Genomic DNA, 16166 nt, shown 5'->3' with positions numbered 1-16166 from the left:
TTTTTTCGTCCGAGGACTTGGTCGGCAGATCAATAAGCCCGTTGCCGCCCTTACTGAGCAGGAGCCGGTTCCCGCACATAAATCTCGGCGCGGCGATTAATCGCACGATTGGCTGCTGTATCGTTGGCAACCAGCGGCTGCGAGGCGCCGAGACCGTCCATGGTGATGCGGTTTGGCGCGACGCCGCGGCTGCTCAGGTAGCTGCTGACATTCTGCGCGCGCTGACGTGACAGCGGACCGTTGATGGCGTCCGTGCCGGTATTATCCGTATGGCCGTAGACTTCCACCAGCGATGTCGGGCTCTGAGTCAGCGTTGTCGCCAGCTGGTCCAGGATCGGACGCAGCGCTGGATTGAGGTCGGCGCGTCCGGTAGCAAAGCCGGTATCGGCTGGAACGTTGACCTTCAAGCGGTTATCGGCAGTTTGAGTGACTTGCACGTTAGTACCGGCAGTAGCTTTTTCCATCGCTGCTTTTTGCTCTTGCTGGCGCTTACCCCAGATATTGCCGCCAACCGCGCCAATTGCAGCGCCAATTGCAGCACCGGCAGCTGTCCGTTTGGCTCCACCCGGGCCGGCAATGCCGCCCACCAGGCCGCCCAGTACGGCACCGGCGCCAGCGCCAATTCCCGTGTCTCTTTGCGTTTCCGTCATGTTGGCACAGCCAGCGGTTGCTACGGTAACTGCCAGAGCCAGGGCGCCGATCTTGAATTTATTCATGGTCTTTCCTCTCTTAGGTTGAGACAGCATCAGCAAAAAACTCCGCATCTCCGGCTGGAGATTGCGGTTATTCATCGTCCGTTGTTGCCTTGGTATTTCTACTGCTGATAAACATTGCGCCGCCAATTGCTGCGATGACGGCGGCGCCGATAAGAAGGGGTTTGCGGGCGCCACGTCTTGATAACCATGACGCGCCGGTCAGTAGCAACGGCAGTATGGTCCGTAGATTGCCGGTCTTGAGATTGATCGGATTGTTGAATGCCGAAGACGCAATGCCGGTAATCCGGCCCAGCACGATGGACGCCAGCGATTTGCTGTGCAGATGCGCCCGCACGATATCGCGTGAGGCGAGCATGTCGGCGCGGAAGGCGGCGCCTTCCTGCAGCAGTTTTTGCTTGCGCTCGGCGGTTGAAAGCCTGCTCTCCAGTCCTGAGTATTTGCTCATGTCAGGTCCCGTGTTCAAAGTAAGGCATCGCGATCTTTGCGCAGTTCGGCCATGGTCACCGGCAAACCGAGCCGGCCCTGGCGCAAAACGCTACGCACATACAAGCCGGTGCCGATCGCAAGAATCGTAAAGAATACGGCCAGGATCAACAGTATCTTCCAGCCCAGGGCTTCCCAGGCCAGCACCAGCACCAGGCCGCTCCAGAAGGCCAGCGCAAACCACAGGGCGACGATGCCGAGCGCACAGACCAGGAACAACTTGAACAGATGGGAGCCGATCTCGGAGAATTCGAGTGCGGCCAGCTCGATGCGGCTAATCACCAGCGCAAACATGTTCTTGGCGGTGCCGACCAGCCCGGACACCAGGCCCGGACTGCCATGCTTGGGTTGTTGTGGATTCATGCGAGCCTGATAGTTATGCTGCGTTTTTATGCTGCGATTATTTGCGGGAAATCACCAGGCCGACCAGCAAGCCGATACCGGCCGAAATAGCGATCGCGCGCCACGGATTTTCCTGAACGTAGTCGTCGGTGGTGGCGGCGATTTCCTTGCCTGCTTCAATTGCCGCAGCTTGCACGTCTTGTGCCTTAGACACGGCAGAGTCAAGTAGTTCCAAACCTTTGTTACGCAGATCTTCGGCTTTCTCGCCGGTGCTGGTGGCTGCTTCGCGAAACAGTTGTTGCGCATCTTCGACCATGCTGCGGAGATCGCTGCGGGTTCTCAGAGTGGATCGGTGCATCGTGTGGCTCCTTCATTCGTGAATTTCTAGTATAGCGGCCGCTTCTGTAAAAACTGCGGCAGAACCAAGTCGGTCGTATCGATGATACAGGCTCCTGTGCCTGTCTGCCAACAAAGTGTCTTTTTGATATTGATCGTGCTAATCGTGCGCCAACCAGTCACCCGGGGCGGGCGACCTGTGTTGCAGCAATCAAGTCTTATATCGTATTTTTATTTCTTGTTTTGAAGTTCTGCAATCGCTTCGATGTTGCCGATCTGGATAACGATGGGGCGCAAGGCGATGGTCGCTTGCGCCGGCCGCCAGGCAAACAGCCATTCATGGTGAGACGCATCGCGCTTGGCTTTGCTGAAAGCGCTGCCCAAAGGGCTGGGCTGGCCGTAGCTGACGGCGGCGTCAATCCCGGCCCAGTTCGGCAGCACACGCTGCGCTGCGCGGTGGATCAACTCGCCGAATTGCTCTGTGTCGTGAATCACCAGGCAGCAATCCGCTGGTGCGAACGCGTTGAACAAGCTGGCGTCACCGCTGCTGCTCAAGCTCAAGGTCAGCATTTGCGGTGTCGCCCGGGTTGCCGCGCCGCGTGAATGATGGAGATTGCTGATTTGCAGGCTTTCTGCGGGTGGACGCAAACGGAATTCTCCGAGCGTCAGGGAGCGCTCCAGCCATTGCCGTTCCGAGTAACGGTAGAGCTTGGCAGGGCGTTGATAATCTGCACTTAACATGATGGCCTGTCTTTATTCTTTGTGTAACTGACGCGAAAATCCCGCGTATTGAAAACTTGCGAAAATTTGCGGCTGCACCGTTGACGATGCAGCACGCCATTGTGCATTTTATTAAAGATGGAATTCGCCGTTGGCTTCCGGCTGATAGGTCACATCCAGTATGCGCAGCTTTAAAGGCCGCCCGCCCGGACCTTGCCAGGAAATCGACTGACCCACCGACAGGCCCAGCAAGGCGCTGCCGACCGGCGCCAGGATCGATACCGCGTCAGGCGGATTGGATGGGCCGGGGTAGGCCAGCGTCATGCCGTATTCCGTGTTGCTGATCTCGTCGACGAAACGCACCGCCGAATTCATCGTGATCACGCCCGGCGGGATTTCTTCTGGAGCCACCACGGTGGCGCGGCCCAGTTCGTTCTGCAAGGCGTCGATACCGGGCAGGTTGCGGTAGGCGTTCGATGCCAGCAATTGTTCGATACGTTCCAGGTCGAAACTGGAAATGATAAGTGGCGGCTGGTTATCCATTGCGGTGCTGTCTCGTAGAAAAAGGGGATATAGGTGCGAACGCTGCGTGGTGGAATTGCGCACGGGGTCGAACTTTGCGTTCCGGCTGGTAGCTCGATGGTAGGCGAGAAGCGCGCCGGAAGCAAGTCGGACACAATCGCGCCACGATCGTGCCAGTGTTGGGCCAGTGTTGGGCCAGTGTTGGGCCAGGATCGCACCGCAATCGGGCAATAACGCTGGCGGCTACTCGTCCATTTGTCGTTCGGCGATAGAGCGTAACTGGAAGCGGCCGTCGTTATTGAACAGCCAGCTTTCGGCGACCTCGACTTCGCCGCGGCGCAGGAGTCTGCTATCCGGTTTGGGGAAGGGAGCGGCGCGTCGTAGCGTTGCCAGCGCAGTGGCTTCGGCGTTGCGGTCTCGATTGGTGCGCATGATGTCCGCGCGCAGCAATTGACCGTCGGCGTTCACGAAATATTTGACGACAATCACGGCGCGCAATAGTGCCTGCGGCCTTCCGACGTACACCTCGCTCGAGTTGACCGCGACAATTCTTTGCGCCAGCCCGCGCTTATAGTCATCCAGCGTGGTGGCCGTTGAAGTTGCGTTCGACGTGGTGGAAGACAGTGGCGATTCCAATAGCTTGTTGGTACAGGCAGCCAGCATGATCGCGCTGACGGAGTACAAGCCAATCCTGATTCGGGCGTTCATTTCAGTGCATCTCCATAGATTAAGTTAATTATTTTATAAGTATTGGTAGTTCTTATTGTAAATCTAAGATGGCTGGATTATCCGCCAGCAGCACCGTTGGCACCGATCTCTATCAAGCTATGTTTGATTAAGACAGTCGATATGCACCTGATGTTCCGTCTCGGCAAACAGACCTGGTAAAAAGAATCGCGGGAGAAAATACGGAGAAATTTAAAACTCGTCGTTAGCACCTCCAACCCAGTAAATACGCGGGGTTGCGGGCGAAAACGCAGTACTGCAAAAAACTATTCAAAACAAAATGCGACGAAGCGCTAGCAAATTTAAAAAAACCGTTGTACAATTTGCCCCCTTCAGACGTAGTGACATACGTTAAGAAAATTTGGCTGTCTAAGTGTGCATTTTGGGTGCTTAGCTCAGTTGGTAGAGCGGCGCCCTTACAAGGCGTAGGTCGGGAGTTCGAGCCTCTCAGCACCCACCAAGTGGCCAAATGATCGTAAATGAAGCAGTAGTTTAGGAGTGGTAGTTCAGTTGGTTAGAATACCGGCCTGTCACGCCGGGGGTCGCGGGTTCGAGTCCCGTCCACTCCGCCAGAATACAAATGCCCGCGCAAGCGGGCGTTTTTATTTCAAGAATACAAATGAAAAAACGACCGCAAGGTCGTCTTTTTTTGTCCGCAATTTCAATGGGGGGATCAAAACCGGTCGCCAATGGTGCGTGTTATCGCGCTGCCCTCGGATTTTTGCAGCAACAGCTTGCCATTGCGGATCACTAGTGTCTCGCTGCTTTTGTCCCTGGTCTCGGCGATCCTGCCGATCGGCCCGATGGCCATGCTGATATTGGTGGCGACCTTCACCTCTGCACTCTTGCGATCCTTGCCGATCTCGATATGCTCGATGGTGACCTGGTAATTGGTGGATATGTCGCCTTGCCTTCCGGCTTGCGCCAGCGATTCAAACATCTTGTTGTACTTGTCGCAGGTTTCTCCCTTGTCGAAATTCTCCTGAAGCCGTCCCTGGCTGGTGGAATTGATGCCGGTGCGCGTGAAATCCTTGCTCAGCATTGCGCACAACTCCTTGCCACGGCCATTCAGGACGTGCTCGGTGGCGGTGTCGTAAAAGCGCGTGACGCTCTCCTCATCGATGGAATTTTGACGATTCCAGTACCAACCGCCTATCCCGATGGCAACTAATAATAAAATAATGACTCTCATACTGCCCTGATCCCCTTAAAACGCTAAAGACGCCTAAAATTTACTGCACCACTTTTGCCGATGCGGCTTAAATTACCAGTAAGCTATAGAATATCTGTAGTGCAATAATTTTGATACATAACCTAATCCCGCATCCGTGCGATCACCAGAACATGGCATTATTGTTTCTTTTTGGCACCATGTCCTGCATCCATTTCTCCCACAACATGAATCGCTGCCAGTCATGCGTGACTGCTGGTTGCCTATAAAGGTGAATAAAACAATGGCAATCAACGGGAAGTCGGAGACATGAAACAGCAACGACGAAAAGAAGTGAATGCGATGGCATTAGGCATGCTCGGGCGCGCAGCGTTGAGCAGCCTGCTGGATACCATGCTGCTGTGGGGTTTTGCGCGTGCCGGGGTGATTGGGCCCGAAATCGCGCTGCTTTACGGCATGGCCGTGGTGATAACCAACGGTATTTTCTATCTGATAATCCGTGGCGGCTTCAACCAGGGCTACAAGGATCCGGCCCTGACTTTCCCGCAGGTGGTCATCGCTTTGCTGCTGCAGACCGGTTTCATGATCCTGGCACCGCAAGTGGGCTACCTGTTCCTGATCAATTTCTTCATCATCTACGGCTTCGGGGTGCTGGGCTTGAGTACCTTCTGGTACGTGGTGAGCTGGCTGGTCGGTTCGCTAGCCCTGGTGCTGGCTTTCGGTGTGGCCGGCGCGCGCCTGCAGCTTCCGGTGGCGAACAATTTCAGCCAGTTGCTGGTATGCCTGTCCTTCATCCTGACGCTGGGCCGCTGCATCTATCTGACCAACATGCTGAGCCGCATGCAGCGCAAGATCATGGAAAAGAACCAGCAACTGGTGCTGGCGATGAAGCGGGTCCAGGAGCTGGCTACGCGCGATGAGCTGACCAATATCGAAAACCGCCGTTCGCTGATGGAAATCCTGGCGGTCGAGCAAAAGCGCTTCCAGCGCGGCGGTACGCCGTTCTGCATCGCCATCCTGGATCTGGACGGTTTCAAGTCGGTTAACGACAATTTTGGCCACGCAGCCGGCGATATGGTGCTGAAGACCTTTGTTGAGATCGTACGCAATGAAATGCGCCTGAGCGACCATTTTGCCCGTTACGGCGGCGACGAATTCGTGCTGGTGCTTACCGGCACCACGGTGCAAGAGGGCGTGACGGCGCTGGACCGGATTTGCGCCGAGACCGAAATGTATGACTGGAGCAAGTTCGGCAAGGATATTGTCCTGACGGCCTCCATCGGGATTACCGATTTCCGCCCGGGCGAAAGCATAGACGAGGCCTTCCAGCGTGCCGACATGGCGCTGTATGGCGCCAAGGCGGCCGGCCGCAACCGGGTCATGATCAGCCCCGACAGTTTCGAGTCTTCCGACGGTGGCACCACCATCAGGGCTTTCTAAAGGTTGAACGCAAAGGTCTGAACTTAGTTGCGGCGCGGAGTTTCGGACCGCCCCTGCTGACCGCTTGCGTCAGACCGCCGGTTCGCCGCCCAACGCAAATACCAGGTCGCTCAGCATCTTGTTCAACTCGCCGGTCATCAGCATCATGTCGGAATCGAAACGTTCGTCGTCATTCTTGCTGCTGGTGTCGTTGCCTTCCTTCAGCACGTCCAGCGGTGCGATACGCTTGATCGCCAGCGATTCGGTCAGCACGAAGGAAATATGGTCGGCCCAGGTCATTGCCAGCCGTGTGCATTGCTTGCCGGAGGCAATATGACGCCGCACGTCGTCGGCTTCGATGGTGTGGCGCACGTAGCGCACGGTGGCCTTGCCTTCGCCGGCGGCGCGCAATTCGGTGTCCTGATCCACGGTAAAGCCGTGCGGCGCTTCGTCCGATGCCAGCCAGTTGGTCATCGAGGTCAGCGGCGAATGGGCAGTGCGCAGACTGGAAACCAGCAATTTGTCGACTGATCCCAGCAACAGTTTGAGGATTTCTTCTGCCTTGGCCGGACTGGCGGCGTCGATCACCAGCCAGCCGTTCACTGGATCGATCCAGACCCAGGTATTGCGCTGGATACTGAATGCGCGCGGCAGCAGCTCGTCGGTCACTTGCTCCTTGAGATCTTTCAGTTGCTTGCGGCCGGGCGCATAGCCTTGCTGTTCTTCAATTTCGGCGGCGCGCGCCTTGGTCACCTGATTGACGACCGTGGCCGGCAATAATTTCTTTTCGGTACCCAGCAAAATCATCATCTGGCGATTCACGGTATGCACCAGCATGCCGTTGTCGCGTGGCGATAGCCAACCCTGGCTTTGCAATTCCAGACTGCTGCACTTGGCAAATGCCTGCGGCGCCAGGAACGCCTCCAGTTGTTCGGCCGAAATGGCCCATGGTGCGGGAATACGGTAGATCTGCAGATTTTTAAACCACATATTGTTCCAATAAAAAAATAATGACAATTGCTCTGTTCCCAACCGGCTGAGCAGGGGGAGTTCAGGGAGCAAAGCAATCAAATAAGATGGCTAAACAAGCAGGGCGGATGAGCGTAGCGTTAAGTTAAGTCTTGCAGCTGTCGCCAGGCTTGCCTGAAAAGTGTGCAGGACGGGAGGTGCTATCCTCTCCGGCCTGCCAGGTGAGCTTCGATCTAATCTCGATCAAATGCCCATATTGGTCAAGGTATCGGCAATTTCACGCAATACGGGTTGCAGATGCGGATGACGTACTGCAAGACGAGCAGAAATGCCCTGGGCGCGTTCTATCAGGGCGGAGCGGATATCGGAGGCAGGTGCTGACGCCGACGTTGTTGTTGCCGTCGTTGTAGTGGCCTCCGAAGATTTCAGCAATTCCTGGATGTCGGTATCCAGCGATTGCAGCAAGCCTTTCAACTCGCTGTCCACCGTGCCGCTGCTTTCCAGCGTGCTGCGGAGTTTTTCCAGCGATGTCTTGATGTTGTCTATGCTCATGGTATTACTCCTGGAGTGGTTTTGCTGTAGTGCTTATCATCTCACGCGGCTCTCGGCTTCTGCAACAAAGCCTTCAAATTGGCCAGGCGATTTTGCGGGGTGATCTGCTCTGCCTCGGTTGGCATGGCGTCACCCTCGTCGAGCCGCATTTCCTTGACGAAGCGTGATATTTCACAAACGACCGATTCGCCGGCGCGCTTGCGCTTCTTGCACCAGCTGACATGCAAGCTGCGCTGGGCGCGCGTGATGCCGACATACATCAGGCGTCGTTCTTCTTCGATCCGGGCGGCGATGGTTTCCGGCGGTGCATCCGGATCGCCCTTATGCGGCAAGATACCTTCCTCGACCCCGATCAGGAACACATGCGGATATTCCAGTCCCTTGGAAGCATGCAAGGTCGACATGCGCACCGCATCCGGTTCCTCATCGCGCCCCTCCAGCATCGACATCAGCGCCACCATCTGGGTCAGCTCCAGCAGATTGCGCTCTTCACCGGCGCCATCCTTGCCGCCGGTGCCTTTTTCCTTCAGCCAGTTGGTGAAGTCCAGCACGTTTTGCCACTTGCCTTGCGCCGCGCGGTCGTCGAAGCTGTCATACAGATAATGCTCGTAATTGATTTCCTTCATCATGTCGTCCAGCACGGCGGCGGCATTTTCACCGCTGCCGGCCGGGCCGACACGGCTGGCGCGGGCTTCCAGCTGGTTGATGAAATGGCAGAATTCACGCAGCGGATAGAGCTGGCGATCGGTCAGCTTGGCTTCAATGCCGCCCTTGAAAACCGCTTCGAACAGCGAACACTGCCATTGCCCGGCCACGGTACCCAACACTTCCAGCGTAGCCTGGCCGACGCCGCGCTTGGGCGTGGTGATGGCGCGGATAAAGGCCGGATCGTCGTCTTCGTTGGCGATCAGGCGCAGGTAACTGATGATGTCCTTGATTTCGGCGCGGTCGAAAAAGCTCTGGCCGCCCGACATCGTGTACGGGATGCGTTCCCGTCGCAGGGCTTTTTCAAAAGTCCGCGCCTGATGGTTGCCGCGATACAGGATGGCGTAGTCGGAAAACTTGGCGCGCCGCTCGAAGCGATGGGCCGACAGCATGATCGCCACCTGCTCTGCTTCCTTTTCGTCATCCTCCATGCCCATCACCTTGATCGGATCGCCCAGTCCGTGTTCCGACCACAGTTTTTTGTCGAACAGCTTGGGATTGTTGCCGATCACCGCGTTAGCGGCTTGCAGGATGCGCGTGGAAGAGCGGTAATTCTGTTCCAGCTTGATCACTTTCAGGTCGGGGAAATCGACTTGCAGGGTTTTCAGGTTTTCGATGGTGGCACCGCGCCATGCGTAAATCGCCTGATCGTCGTCGCCCACCGCGGTGAACATCGGCTTCTTGCCGAGTCCGGTCACCAGCAGCTTGACCAGTTCATACTGGCAAGTGTTGGTATCCTGATATTCATCGACCAGCAGATAGCGCAACCGGCGTTGCCATTTATCGCGCACCGCCTCATTGCTGCGGAACAGTTCCACCGGCAAGCGGATCAGATCGTCGAAATCGACCGCCTGATAAGCCGCCAGCGTCGCCACATAGCTGCGGTAAATCCGCGCTGCCTGCGCTTCGTCTTCGGTAACGGCTTGCTTGATGGCCTGTTCGGGATCGACCAGGCCGTTCTTCCAGAGCGACATGGCGGTCTGGATGCGGCGGATCAGTTGTTTATCAGTGGTAATCGCCAGGTCTTGCACAATCGAAAAACAGTCGTCGCTATCCATGATCGAAAAACGATCTTTCAAGCCCAGTTCGCGCGCTTCCTGGCGCAGGATCTTGACCCCCAGCGAATGGAAGGTGCTGACGGTGATGTGCTTGGCTTGTTTCGGATCTTTCAGGAGCTTGGCGATACGCTCCTGCATTTCGGTGGCCGCCTTGTTGGTAAAGGTGAGCGCCGCGATATGTTTGGGGTCATAGCCGCAATCCTCGATCAGATGCTGGATTTTCTGCGTAATCACGCGCGTCTTGCCCGAGCCCGCGCCGGCCAGCACCAGGCAGGGGCCGTCCAGGTACTTGACGGCTTCCCGTTGGGGAGTGTTGAGACCGAAATTGGGAGTAGACGACATAAATTACAGCGCAGCGACTGACCTGAAGGAGCAAAGCGCTGTATTTTAACAGTGCGCGAGAGGCGGGTACGGTTGCTGGCGAGTTGCACCAGTGAGTTGCACCAGCTTAAGTGCTGAATATGGGACAATCCGTTATCAACTATCTTGCCGGACATGCCATGAAATTCAGCCACTTGATCGAAATCAACGATCCCCTCAACCCGCTAATCGATTCTTTGACCCGCGAACAGCTATGGCGCGGGCTAGTGATGCGGGCTGAGCAGCCGAAGTTGTTTGTTGAGCATCTGGACGATTGCAGCCTGTCGGACAAATCGGTGCAGTCGGTGACGCGCGAATTGCGGTACGGCAAAGTGACCGTCAAGGATGTGGTCAGTTACCTGCCACAGCTGCAGGTGCGCTACCAGGTGCCGAAACAGCAAGATATCGGCGGCTCCAGCCTGATCATGACGATTGAAGAGCCCGGACCGGATATGCTCTTCGTACGCTTTGAATATGAAGACGAGGCAGTCGAGCGGCAGCCGGCGGCGCAAGCCGAGCAGGAATTTTATGACGAGTTCCGGCGCTCGGCTTATGAAGAAGCCGATATCGACACCATCCGGGTGATCCGTGAACTGGCTGCAGAGGGGCGGTTAGGGTAACTACGCCAGCCTGATCAACCCTTTCAGCGGAAATTATTCTCCACCGCAAACTTGATCAATTCCGCCTGGCCCTCGATATCCAGCTTGCGTTTGATATTCAGCCTGTGGGCTTCGACAGTGCGCACGCTTAAATCCAGCTCACGCGCAATCTGCTTGTTCGATTCACCGTTGGCGATGTGCTGCAATACCTGACGTTCGCGCACGGTCAGCAATTGCCCCGGCGTCATCGGCCGCGCCAGCTTTTGCGCCAGCGCCGCGCTGTAGTACATGCCGCCGGAAATCACGGTTTCTATTGCGTGCACGATGTCCTTGCCAGGCGCATCTTTCAATACATAGCCGCGCGCGCCAGCCTGTACCGACTGCATCAGGTATTCGGTCTTGTCATGCATGCTCAGGATCAGCACGGCGATTTCCGGGAAGCTGACGTGAAAGCGCGCGGTCAGGTCGATGCCGTTGATGCTGCCGCGCAGATTGATATCCATCAGGATCACGTCAACAGGTTGCTGCTCCGCGCGCTGCAATGCTTCCTCGGCACTGCCGGCTTCGGCCACGATAGCGAACGTCGGCACCGCTTCAAGCCGCGCCCGCAAGCCGTCGCGCACCAGCGGGTGATCGTCGACCAGCATGATTTTTGTGATTGTTTCAGACGTTTCAGACATAAGAGTAATGTGGGGGCGGAATGGTTGCCAACACCGTGGTGCCGGCCGCAGAGGAACTGACCTTGAGCGTGCCGCCAACCGCTTCCAGCCGCTCAACCATATTGCGCAGGCCGATGCCGCGTTTCGGATTGCCGTCGATCTGATCGACATCGAAACCGACGCCGTTATCTTGCACGGTCAGGGTAATCGCTTGCGCATCGCCTTGCAACAGCACATTGATTTGCGTTGCCTGGGAATGGCGGGCGATATTGGTCAAGGCTTCCTGAGCGATGCGAAACAACACCGTATTGGCGACCGCCGGCATGCCATCGGTACTGCCGGTGTGCTTGAACGTGATCGGAATGCCGGCGTGCTCCAGCCACTCGTGCGTCAGATGGTCCAGTGCCGCCGCCAGGCCGAGGTCATCCAGGATCGCCGGCCGCAGATCGTGCGAGATACGGCGCACCTCACCTAATACATCATTGAGCTGGCCGGCAGTGCGTTCGAAAGTGACGCGCGCGGCGGCGATCTGCTGCGGCCCGTTGTCGAGTTTGGCGATGGCGGCTTCGATCTGCAGTTTGATCGATACCAGCCACTGGCTGATGCCGTCGTGCAGGTCGCGTGACAGCCTGGCCCGTTCTTCTTCCTGCGAGCGCACCACGCGCTGCGCCAGGACTTTCAGTTTGGCGTCAGCCACCCGATGTTCGCTGATATTCAATACCAGTCCCGACACGCCCACTGCCAGCGCGCTAAGGATCGCGATGGCGGTAATCCACCACATGGTGTTGCGGATATTGCCGGATACCTGGGCGTCGATCTGGTTCAGCGCTTCGTCGACATCGTCCAGGTAGATGCCGGTGCCCAGCATCCAGCCCCAGTTAGGCAATGCCACCACATAGCCAAGCTTCGGCGCGACATGGTGGCTGGACGGCTTTTCCCACAGATAACGCTCAAAACCGCCGCCGCTCTTGGCGCGTTCTATCAGATGCCGGATAGTCAGGCTGCCGTTGGCATCTTTCATATCCCACAGATCTTGCCCGACCAGCTCCGGCTGGCGCGGATGCATCAGGCTCTTGCCTTGCATGTCGTAGATAAAGAAATAACCGTCGTCGCCATAAGACAATTTGCCCAGGATCGCCTTGGCTTCCTCCAGCGTGGCCGGATCGTTGCGGCCGGATTCGTACAGATGTGCAATCGAACGCGTGGCCAGCGCCACGTAGTGCTTGAGTTCGGCTTCCTTGCTGGCCAGATAGGCCGCCTGGATCGTCGCGCGTTGCTGCTGGCCAAGCGAAATCGCCTGGTGGCGCACCGCCAGGGCGATCGCGCACAGCGCCAGGATCAAGGGAACGATGGCCAGGAAGATGATTTTTTGCCGTAATTTCATGGCGCTACTTTACTCGGAATCGAAAACGATCCGAAATAAATCCACCAATATTAATGTTTAGGTATTTGGGATGCGAAGATGCAAATAAGCATTGCGTGCAGGTGAGGTGGTCGAAAGAAATTCTCTATTTGTGCTTGTCGCCGGCTGGCGCGGTAGGGAAGAGGCTTGAGTTGTTAGTTGGGGGGGGCAGAAGGAATGGCTATTACAGCAGGCGCTGGGATTTTGAACGAGACGTAGTCCCATCCCTTTGCAATCACAAAACCAAGCAGCGTGAAAACTGTACCCAAAACTACTACGCCGCCAAGTATCTTTTGCTTCCAATTAACCAAGTCATCGACCTTGGTTTTTATGTTATCCAGAGAATTTTTGAGAGAATCGTGATTTGATTTTGCGAAATCTTTCAACGCTTCGTTTTGCGCTTTTAATTCGCCATTCATCCGATGTATTTCGGCAAGTTGCTGCCAAATGAAACTCAAATAATCTGCCCCTGATCCTCCCAAGTTGGGCGTGACAATATCAGCCGGCTCAGTGGGCGGACGATCTTGCGAGGTGGCAGATGGGGTTCGTTTGTTGGTCGCCATATCACTCCATGCGCGACTTCATCCATTCCCACATATCTGTGGGGCCGCGACCGTAATAGCCGCCGACGGCAACGTAGAGTACGGAACCTGTGGTTGGCGGTTCAGATGTGGTCGTTCCGATTTTGTTGGACAACTCACGAGTAGTTCCATCGAATCTGATGAGCCATCCGCCACTTTTAAGCAAATAGCGATCATATTCGCCAAATGCCGCCTTTATGGCGGTGGCGAGACGATCAGGATCTGCGAACGGAGTTGCTAAATAGAGTGCCATAGGCTTAATACTAACATGTGGTTTTTCATTAATGCCCGTAAGGTTAATAGGAAGTAGGGCTCAACTCACTGATTTCAATACTCAATACGCTGCAGGATATTGCCTCTGCTTTTACGTTATTCCTCCCACCTCATCAGTTGATACGAGTAATCACCATAGGCATTTTTGTCGTAGTAATCATTATCTTCTAAATTTCACAATTTACAGGTTTCAGCAAGAAACACAGGCGGCGGTTGAAGAAAGCGCGCTTTTCCCGCAAGTTATTAGGTCCCGAGCGTTGCCACAAATATTCAAGGTGGCGGATTATTAGTAGGAACAGATATTTTCAGTACGCTCTACGTAATATTACGTAAATGTATTGCGTAGTACCTCGCTTGCTCTCTCACTGCATATGTCAAATACTTTGCAGCGGGTTTATTTCAAGCATTTGGCCGCCGCTTTGGCTATCTGCCCGTCCCATCAATTATCTAATAAAAAAATATTCCTCAACATCCATTCCCGCCTGGGAGGAGAACAATGAATCGTCTATTTTCAAAAATGGGCTGGCTTGCGCTGGCCCTGCTTGGTGCATTCGCGTTTGGCTATATCGGCCTGCAGCGTGGCGAATCCATCAGCGCTATCTGGATCGTGATTGCCGCAGTCTGCGTCTATCTGATCGCCTACCGTTTCTACAGCCTCTACATTTCCGACAAAGTACTGGGTCTCGACGCCACCCGCATGACACCTGCCTATAAGTACAACGACGGGCTGGATTACGTGCCGACCAACAAGAATGTCCTGTTCGGCCATCATTTCGCCGCAATTGCCGGCGCCGGACCATTGGTCGGCCCGGTGCTGGCGGCGCAGATGGGTTATCTGCCCGGCATGTTGTGGATCCTGGCCGGCGTGGTGTTTGCCGGTGCGGTGCAGGATCTGATGGTGTTGTTCATCTCCACCCGCCGCGACGGCCGTTCTCTGGGCGATTTGATCAAGTCCGAGCTGGGCACGGCGCCGGGCGTGATTGCCTTGTTCGGTACCTTCATGATCATGGTGATCATCCTGGCAGTGCTGGCGCTGATTGTGGTCAAGGCATTGGCGGAATCACCCTGGGGTACTTTCACGGTGGCGGTGACTATCCCGATCGCCTTGTTCATGGGTGTGTATACCCGTTATCTGCGGCCGGGACGTATCGGCGAGATTTCGGTGATCGGCTTTGTGCTGTTGATGCTGGCAATTGTCGGCGGCCAGTATGTGCAGGAGCATCCGGTATTGGGCGCCATGTTCACCTTCACCGGCAAGGAACTGACCTGGATGCTGATCGGCTACGGCTTCATCGCTTCGGTGCTGCCGGTCTGGCTGTTGCTGGCGCCGCGTGATTATTTGTCGACTTTCCTCAAGATCGGCACCATCGTCGGCCTGGCGCTGGGCATCGTGTTCGTTGCGCCGGAATTGAAAATGCCAGCCTTCACACAATTCATGGACGGCTCCGGCCCGGTCTGGTCCGGCAGCTTGTTCCCCTTCCTGTTCATTACCATCGCCTGTGGCGCAGTATCCGGTTTCCACGCGCTGATCGCTTCCGGCACCACGCCGAAACTGCTGGAAAACGAACGCCATGCGCGCTTCATCGGCTACGGCGCGATGTTGATGGAATCGTTTGTCGCCATCATGGCGTTAATCGCGGCATCCTGCATCGAGCCTGGCGTGTATTTTGCGATGAACAGCCCGGCCGCATTGATCGGCACTACTGTCGAAACGGCAGCGCAAGCCGTGTCGCAATGGGGTTTCCACGTCACGCCGGAAATGCTGGCGCAGGTGGCTAAGGATGTGGGCGAGCACAGCATCATTTCCCGCGCCGGCGGCGCACCGACGCTGGCGGTCGGCATGGCGCACATCCTGTCGAGCATCGGCGGCGGCAAAGTCATGATGGCGTTCTGGTATCACTTTGCGATTCTGTTCGAAGCGCTGTTCATCCTGACCGCAGTCGATGCCGGCACTCGCGCCGGCCGCTTCATGCTGCAGGATCTGCTCGGTACTTTCGTGCCATCCATGCGCAAGATCGATTCGTTGCCGGCCAGCTTGATTGCGACCGCCTTGTGCGTCGCCGGCTGGGGCTATTTCCTGTATCAAGGCGTGGTCGATCCGCTTGGCGGCATCAATACCTTATGGCCTTTGTTCGGCATCTCCAACCAGATGCTGGCGGGGATCGCTTTGATTCTGGCGACTTGCGTATTGTTCAAGATGAAGCGCGACCGTTTTGCCTGGGTCACCATCGTGCCGACCGTCTGGATTCTGATTTGCACCTTGACCGCCGGCTGGCAAAAAATCTTCGACGCCAATCCACGCGTCGGCTTCCTGACCCACGCCGCCAAATATCAGGCTGCGCTGGCAGAAGGAAAATTGCTGGCGCCGGCGAAATCGATCGCGCAAATGCAGCAGGTAATCTTCAATGATTACCTGGATGCGGGCCTGGCTGCCTTCTTCATCCTGGTGCTGGTGAGCATTCTCGGCTTCGGCATCAAGACCGTACTGGCTGCGCGCGCCAGCCATCGCCCGAGCACCAGCGAAACCCCGTTTGAATCACTGCCGACGAGCGCTCTACCGTCAGTCTGAAAGG

The 16166-nt window shown here is 56.1% G+C and carries 18 protein-coding genes and 2 tRNA genes; 5 read left to right on the top strand and 15 right to left on the bottom strand.

Annotated elements, in window-relative coordinates; all coding sequences use genetic code 11:
- Positions 1–50: 50 nt before the first annotated feature.
- From KHU29_RS16505 to KHU29_RS16475, 7 genes are all read right to left on the bottom strand, one after another.
- Entirely contained in the window at positions 51–716 is a 666-nt protein-coding gene (locus KHU29_RS16505; protein WP_211453875.1) for a YiaD family glycine zipper/OmpA-like lipoprotein, read from the bottom strand.
- Positions 717–783: 67 nt separating this feature from the next.
- The gene (locus tag KHU29_RS16500; protein WP_211453873.1) at positions 784–1161 is read right to left on the bottom strand and encodes a hypothetical protein; all 378 of its coding nucleotides are present in this window, start codon (positions 1159–1161) and stop codon (positions 784–786) included.
- A gap of 14 nt (positions 1162–1175) precedes the next feature.
- Positions 1176–1562: a phage holin family protein gene (locus KHU29_RS16495; protein WP_211453871.1), complete on the bottom strand. Its 387-nt coding sequence runs from the start codon at positions 1560–1562 to the stop codon at positions 1176–1178.
- Positions 1563–1599: 37 nt separating this feature from the next.
- Positions 1600–1899: an ElaB/YgaM/YqjD family protein gene (locus tag KHU29_RS16490; protein ID WP_211453869.1), complete on the bottom strand. Its 300-nt coding sequence runs from the start codon at positions 1897–1899 to the stop codon at positions 1600–1602.
- 209 nt (positions 1900–2108) lie between these two features.
- On the bottom strand, positions 2109–2618 hold the full coding sequence (locus tag KHU29_RS16485) for a hypothetical protein (RefSeq protein WP_211453867.1): 510 nt from the start codon (positions 2616–2618) through the stop codon (positions 2109–2111).
- A 111-nt stretch (positions 2619–2729) separates the two neighbouring features.
- The gene (rnk, locus tag KHU29_RS16480; RefSeq protein ID WP_211453865.1) at positions 2730–3140 is read right to left on the bottom strand and encodes a nucleoside diphosphate kinase regulator; all 411 of its coding nucleotides are present in this window, start codon (positions 3138–3140) and stop codon (positions 2730–2732) included.
- A gap of 222 nt (positions 3141–3362) precedes the next feature.
- Complete coding sequence (locus KHU29_RS16475; protein ID WP_211453863.1) at positions 3363–3827, bottom strand: energy transducer TonB; 465 nt, start codon at positions 3825–3827, stop codon at positions 3363–3365.
- A 402-nt stretch (positions 3828–4229) separates the two neighbouring features.
- Here KHU29_RS16475 and KHU29_RS16470 point away from each other — a divergent pair.
- Positions 4230–4305 (top strand) — tRNA-Val (locus tag KHU29_RS16470).
- 35 nt (positions 4306–4340) lie between these two features.
- Positions 4341–4417 (top strand) — tRNA-Asp (locus tag KHU29_RS16465).
- Positions 4418–4518: 101 nt separating this feature from the next.
- On the opposite strand, the gene KHU29_RS16460 is transcribed toward KHU29_RS16465, so the two are convergent.
- Complete coding sequence (locus tag KHU29_RS16460) at positions 4519–5037, bottom strand: hypothetical protein (protein ID WP_211453861.1); 519 nt, start codon at positions 5035–5037, stop codon at positions 4519–4521.
- A gap of 288 nt (positions 5038–5325) precedes the next feature.
- On the opposite strand from KHU29_RS16460, the gene KHU29_RS16455 reads away from it, so the two are divergent.
- Positions 5326–6456, top strand: a complete 1131-nt coding sequence (locus KHU29_RS16455; protein ID WP_211453859.1) for a GGDEF domain-containing protein — start codon at positions 5326–5328, stop codon at positions 6454–6456.
- A gap of 69 nt (positions 6457–6525) precedes the next feature.
- Here the strand turns inward: KHU29_RS16455 and KHU29_RS16450 are convergent, their stop codons facing one another.
- The 3 genes from KHU29_RS16450 to KHU29_RS16440 all read right to left on the bottom strand — a co-directional run bounded on the left by KHU29_RS16450 (position 6526) and on the right by KHU29_RS16440 (position 10061).
- Entirely contained in the window at positions 6526–7425 is a 900-nt protein-coding gene (locus KHU29_RS16450; protein ID WP_211453857.1) for a recombination-associated protein RdgC, read from the bottom strand.
- A gap of 222 nt (positions 7426–7647) precedes the next feature.
- Entirely contained in the window at positions 7648–7956 is a 309-nt protein-coding gene (locus KHU29_RS16445; RefSeq protein WP_246542146.1) for a DUF4404 family protein, read from the bottom strand.
- Positions 7957–7997: 41 nt separating this feature from the next.
- Positions 7998–10061 carry a UvrD-helicase domain-containing protein gene (locus KHU29_RS16440; protein ID WP_211453855.1) on the bottom strand — a complete coding sequence of 688 codons (2064 nt, stop codon included), beginning with the start codon at positions 10059–10061 and terminating at the stop codon, positions 7998–8000.
- A gap of 158 nt (positions 10062–10219) precedes the next feature.
- Between KHU29_RS16440 and KHU29_RS16435 the strand changes: the two genes are divergently transcribed.
- Positions 10220–10699: an SRPBCC family protein gene (locus tag KHU29_RS16435; protein WP_211453853.1), complete on the top strand. Its 480-nt coding sequence runs from the start codon at positions 10220–10222 to the stop codon at positions 10697–10699.
- A gap of 23 nt (positions 10700–10722) precedes the next feature.
- Here KHU29_RS16435 and KHU29_RS16430 read toward each other — a convergent pair whose 3' ends face one another.
- The 4 genes from KHU29_RS16430 to KHU29_RS16415 form a co-directional block, all read right to left on the bottom strand.
- The gene (locus tag KHU29_RS16430; RefSeq protein ID WP_211453851.1) at positions 10723–11358 is read right to left on the bottom strand and encodes a response regulator; all 636 of its coding nucleotides are present in this window, start codon (positions 11356–11358) and stop codon (positions 10723–10725) included.
- On the bottom strand, positions 11351–12721 hold the full coding sequence (locus KHU29_RS16425; RefSeq protein ID WP_211453849.1) for a cache domain-containing protein: 1371 nt from the start codon (positions 12719–12721) through the stop codon (positions 11351–11353). The genes KHU29_RS16430 and KHU29_RS16425 overlap by 8 nt, the downstream gene beginning before the upstream one ends.
- Positions 12722–12894: 173 nt before the next feature.
- Positions 12895–13302 carry a hypothetical protein gene (locus KHU29_RS16420; RefSeq protein WP_211453847.1) on the bottom strand — a complete coding sequence of 136 codons (408 nt, stop codon included), beginning with the start codon at positions 13300–13302 and terminating at the stop codon, positions 12895–12897.
- A gap of 1 nt (position 13303) precedes the next feature.
- Positions 13304–13573: a hypothetical protein gene (locus tag KHU29_RS16415; RefSeq protein WP_211453846.1), complete on the bottom strand. Its 270-nt coding sequence runs from the start codon at positions 13571–13573 to the stop codon at positions 13304–13306.
- 516 nt (positions 13574–14089) lie between these two features.
- Between KHU29_RS16415 and KHU29_RS16410 the strand changes: the two genes are divergently transcribed.
- Entirely contained in the window at positions 14090–16162 is a 2073-nt protein-coding gene (locus tag KHU29_RS16410) for a carbon starvation CstA family protein (protein ID WP_211453844.1), read from the top strand.
- Positions 16163–16166: the final 4 nt, after the last annotated feature.

Origin of the sequence: Collimonas antrihumi, from assembly GCF_018304965.1 — a bacterium.
Lineage (GTDB): Bacteria > Pseudomonadota > Gammaproteobacteria > Burkholderiales > Burkholderiaceae_D > Collimonas > Collimonas antrihumi.
The sequence above is the reverse complement of the archived record's forward strand: the minus strand, read 5'-3'. Positions and strand labels throughout refer to the sequence as shown.

Coding starts and splice junctions, on each gene's coding strand:
- KHU29_RS16500 (WP_211453873.1), bottom strand. CDS start 1,161: ATGAGCAAATACTCAGGACTGGAGAGCAGGCTTTCAACCGCCGAGCGC.
- KHU29_RS16410 (WP_211453844.1), top strand. CDS start 14,090: ATGAATCGTCTATTTTCAAAAATGGGCTGGCTTGCGCTGGCCCTGCTT.
- KHU29_RS16420 (WP_211453847.1), bottom strand. CDS start 13,302: ATGGCGACCAACAAACGAACCCCATCTGCCACCTCGCAAGATCGTCCG.
- rnk (WP_211453865.1), bottom strand. CDS start 3,140: ATGGATAACCAGCCGCCACTTATCATTTCCAGTTTCGACCTGGAACGT.
- KHU29_RS16445 (WP_246542146.1), bottom strand. CDS start 7,956: ATGAGCATAGACAACATCAAGACATCGCTGGAAAAACTCCGCAGCACG.
- KHU29_RS16430 (WP_211453851.1), bottom strand. CDS start 11,358: ATGTCTGAAACGTCTGAAACAATCACAAAAATCATGCTGGTCGACGAT.
- KHU29_RS16440 (WP_211453855.1), bottom strand. CDS start 10,061: ATGTCGTCTACTCCCAATTTCGGTCTCAACACTCCCCAACGGGAAGCC.
- KHU29_RS16460 (WP_211453861.1), bottom strand. CDS start 5,037: ATGAGAGTCATTATTTTATTATTAGTTGCCATCGGGATAGGCGGTTGG.
- KHU29_RS16425 (WP_211453849.1), bottom strand. CDS start 12,721: ATGAAATTACGGCAAAAAATCATCTTCCTGGCCATCGTTCCCTTGATC.
- KHU29_RS16495 (WP_211453871.1), bottom strand. CDS start 1,562: ATGAATCCACAACAACCCAAGCATGGCAGTCCGGGCCTGGTGTCCGGG.
- KHU29_RS16485 (WP_211453867.1), bottom strand. CDS start 2,618: ATGTTAAGTGCAGATTATCAACGCCCTGCCAAGCTCTACCGTTACTCG.
- KHU29_RS16490 (WP_211453869.1), bottom strand. CDS start 1,899: ATGCACCGATCCACTCTGAGAACCCGCAGCGATCTCCGCAGCATGGTC.
- KHU29_RS16450 (WP_211453857.1), bottom strand. CDS start 7,425: ATGTGGTTTAAAAATCTGCAGATCTACCGTATTCCCGCACCATGGGCC.
- KHU29_RS16475 (WP_211453863.1), bottom strand. CDS start 3,827: ATGAACGCCCGAATCAGGATTGGCTTGTACTCCGTCAGCGCGATCATG.
- KHU29_RS16435 (WP_211453853.1), top strand. CDS start 10,220: ATGAAATTCAGCCACTTGATCGAAATCAACGATCCCCTCAACCCGCTA.
- KHU29_RS16415 (WP_211453846.1), bottom strand. CDS start 13,573: ATGGCACTCTATTTAGCAACTCCGTTCGCAGATCCTGATCGTCTCGCC.
- KHU29_RS16455 (WP_211453859.1), top strand. CDS start 5,326: ATGAAACAGCAACGACGAAAAGAAGTGAATGCGATGGCATTAGGCATG.
- KHU29_RS16505 (WP_211453875.1), bottom strand. CDS start 716: ATGAATAAATTCAAGATCGGCGCCCTGGCTCTGGCAGTTACCGTAGCA.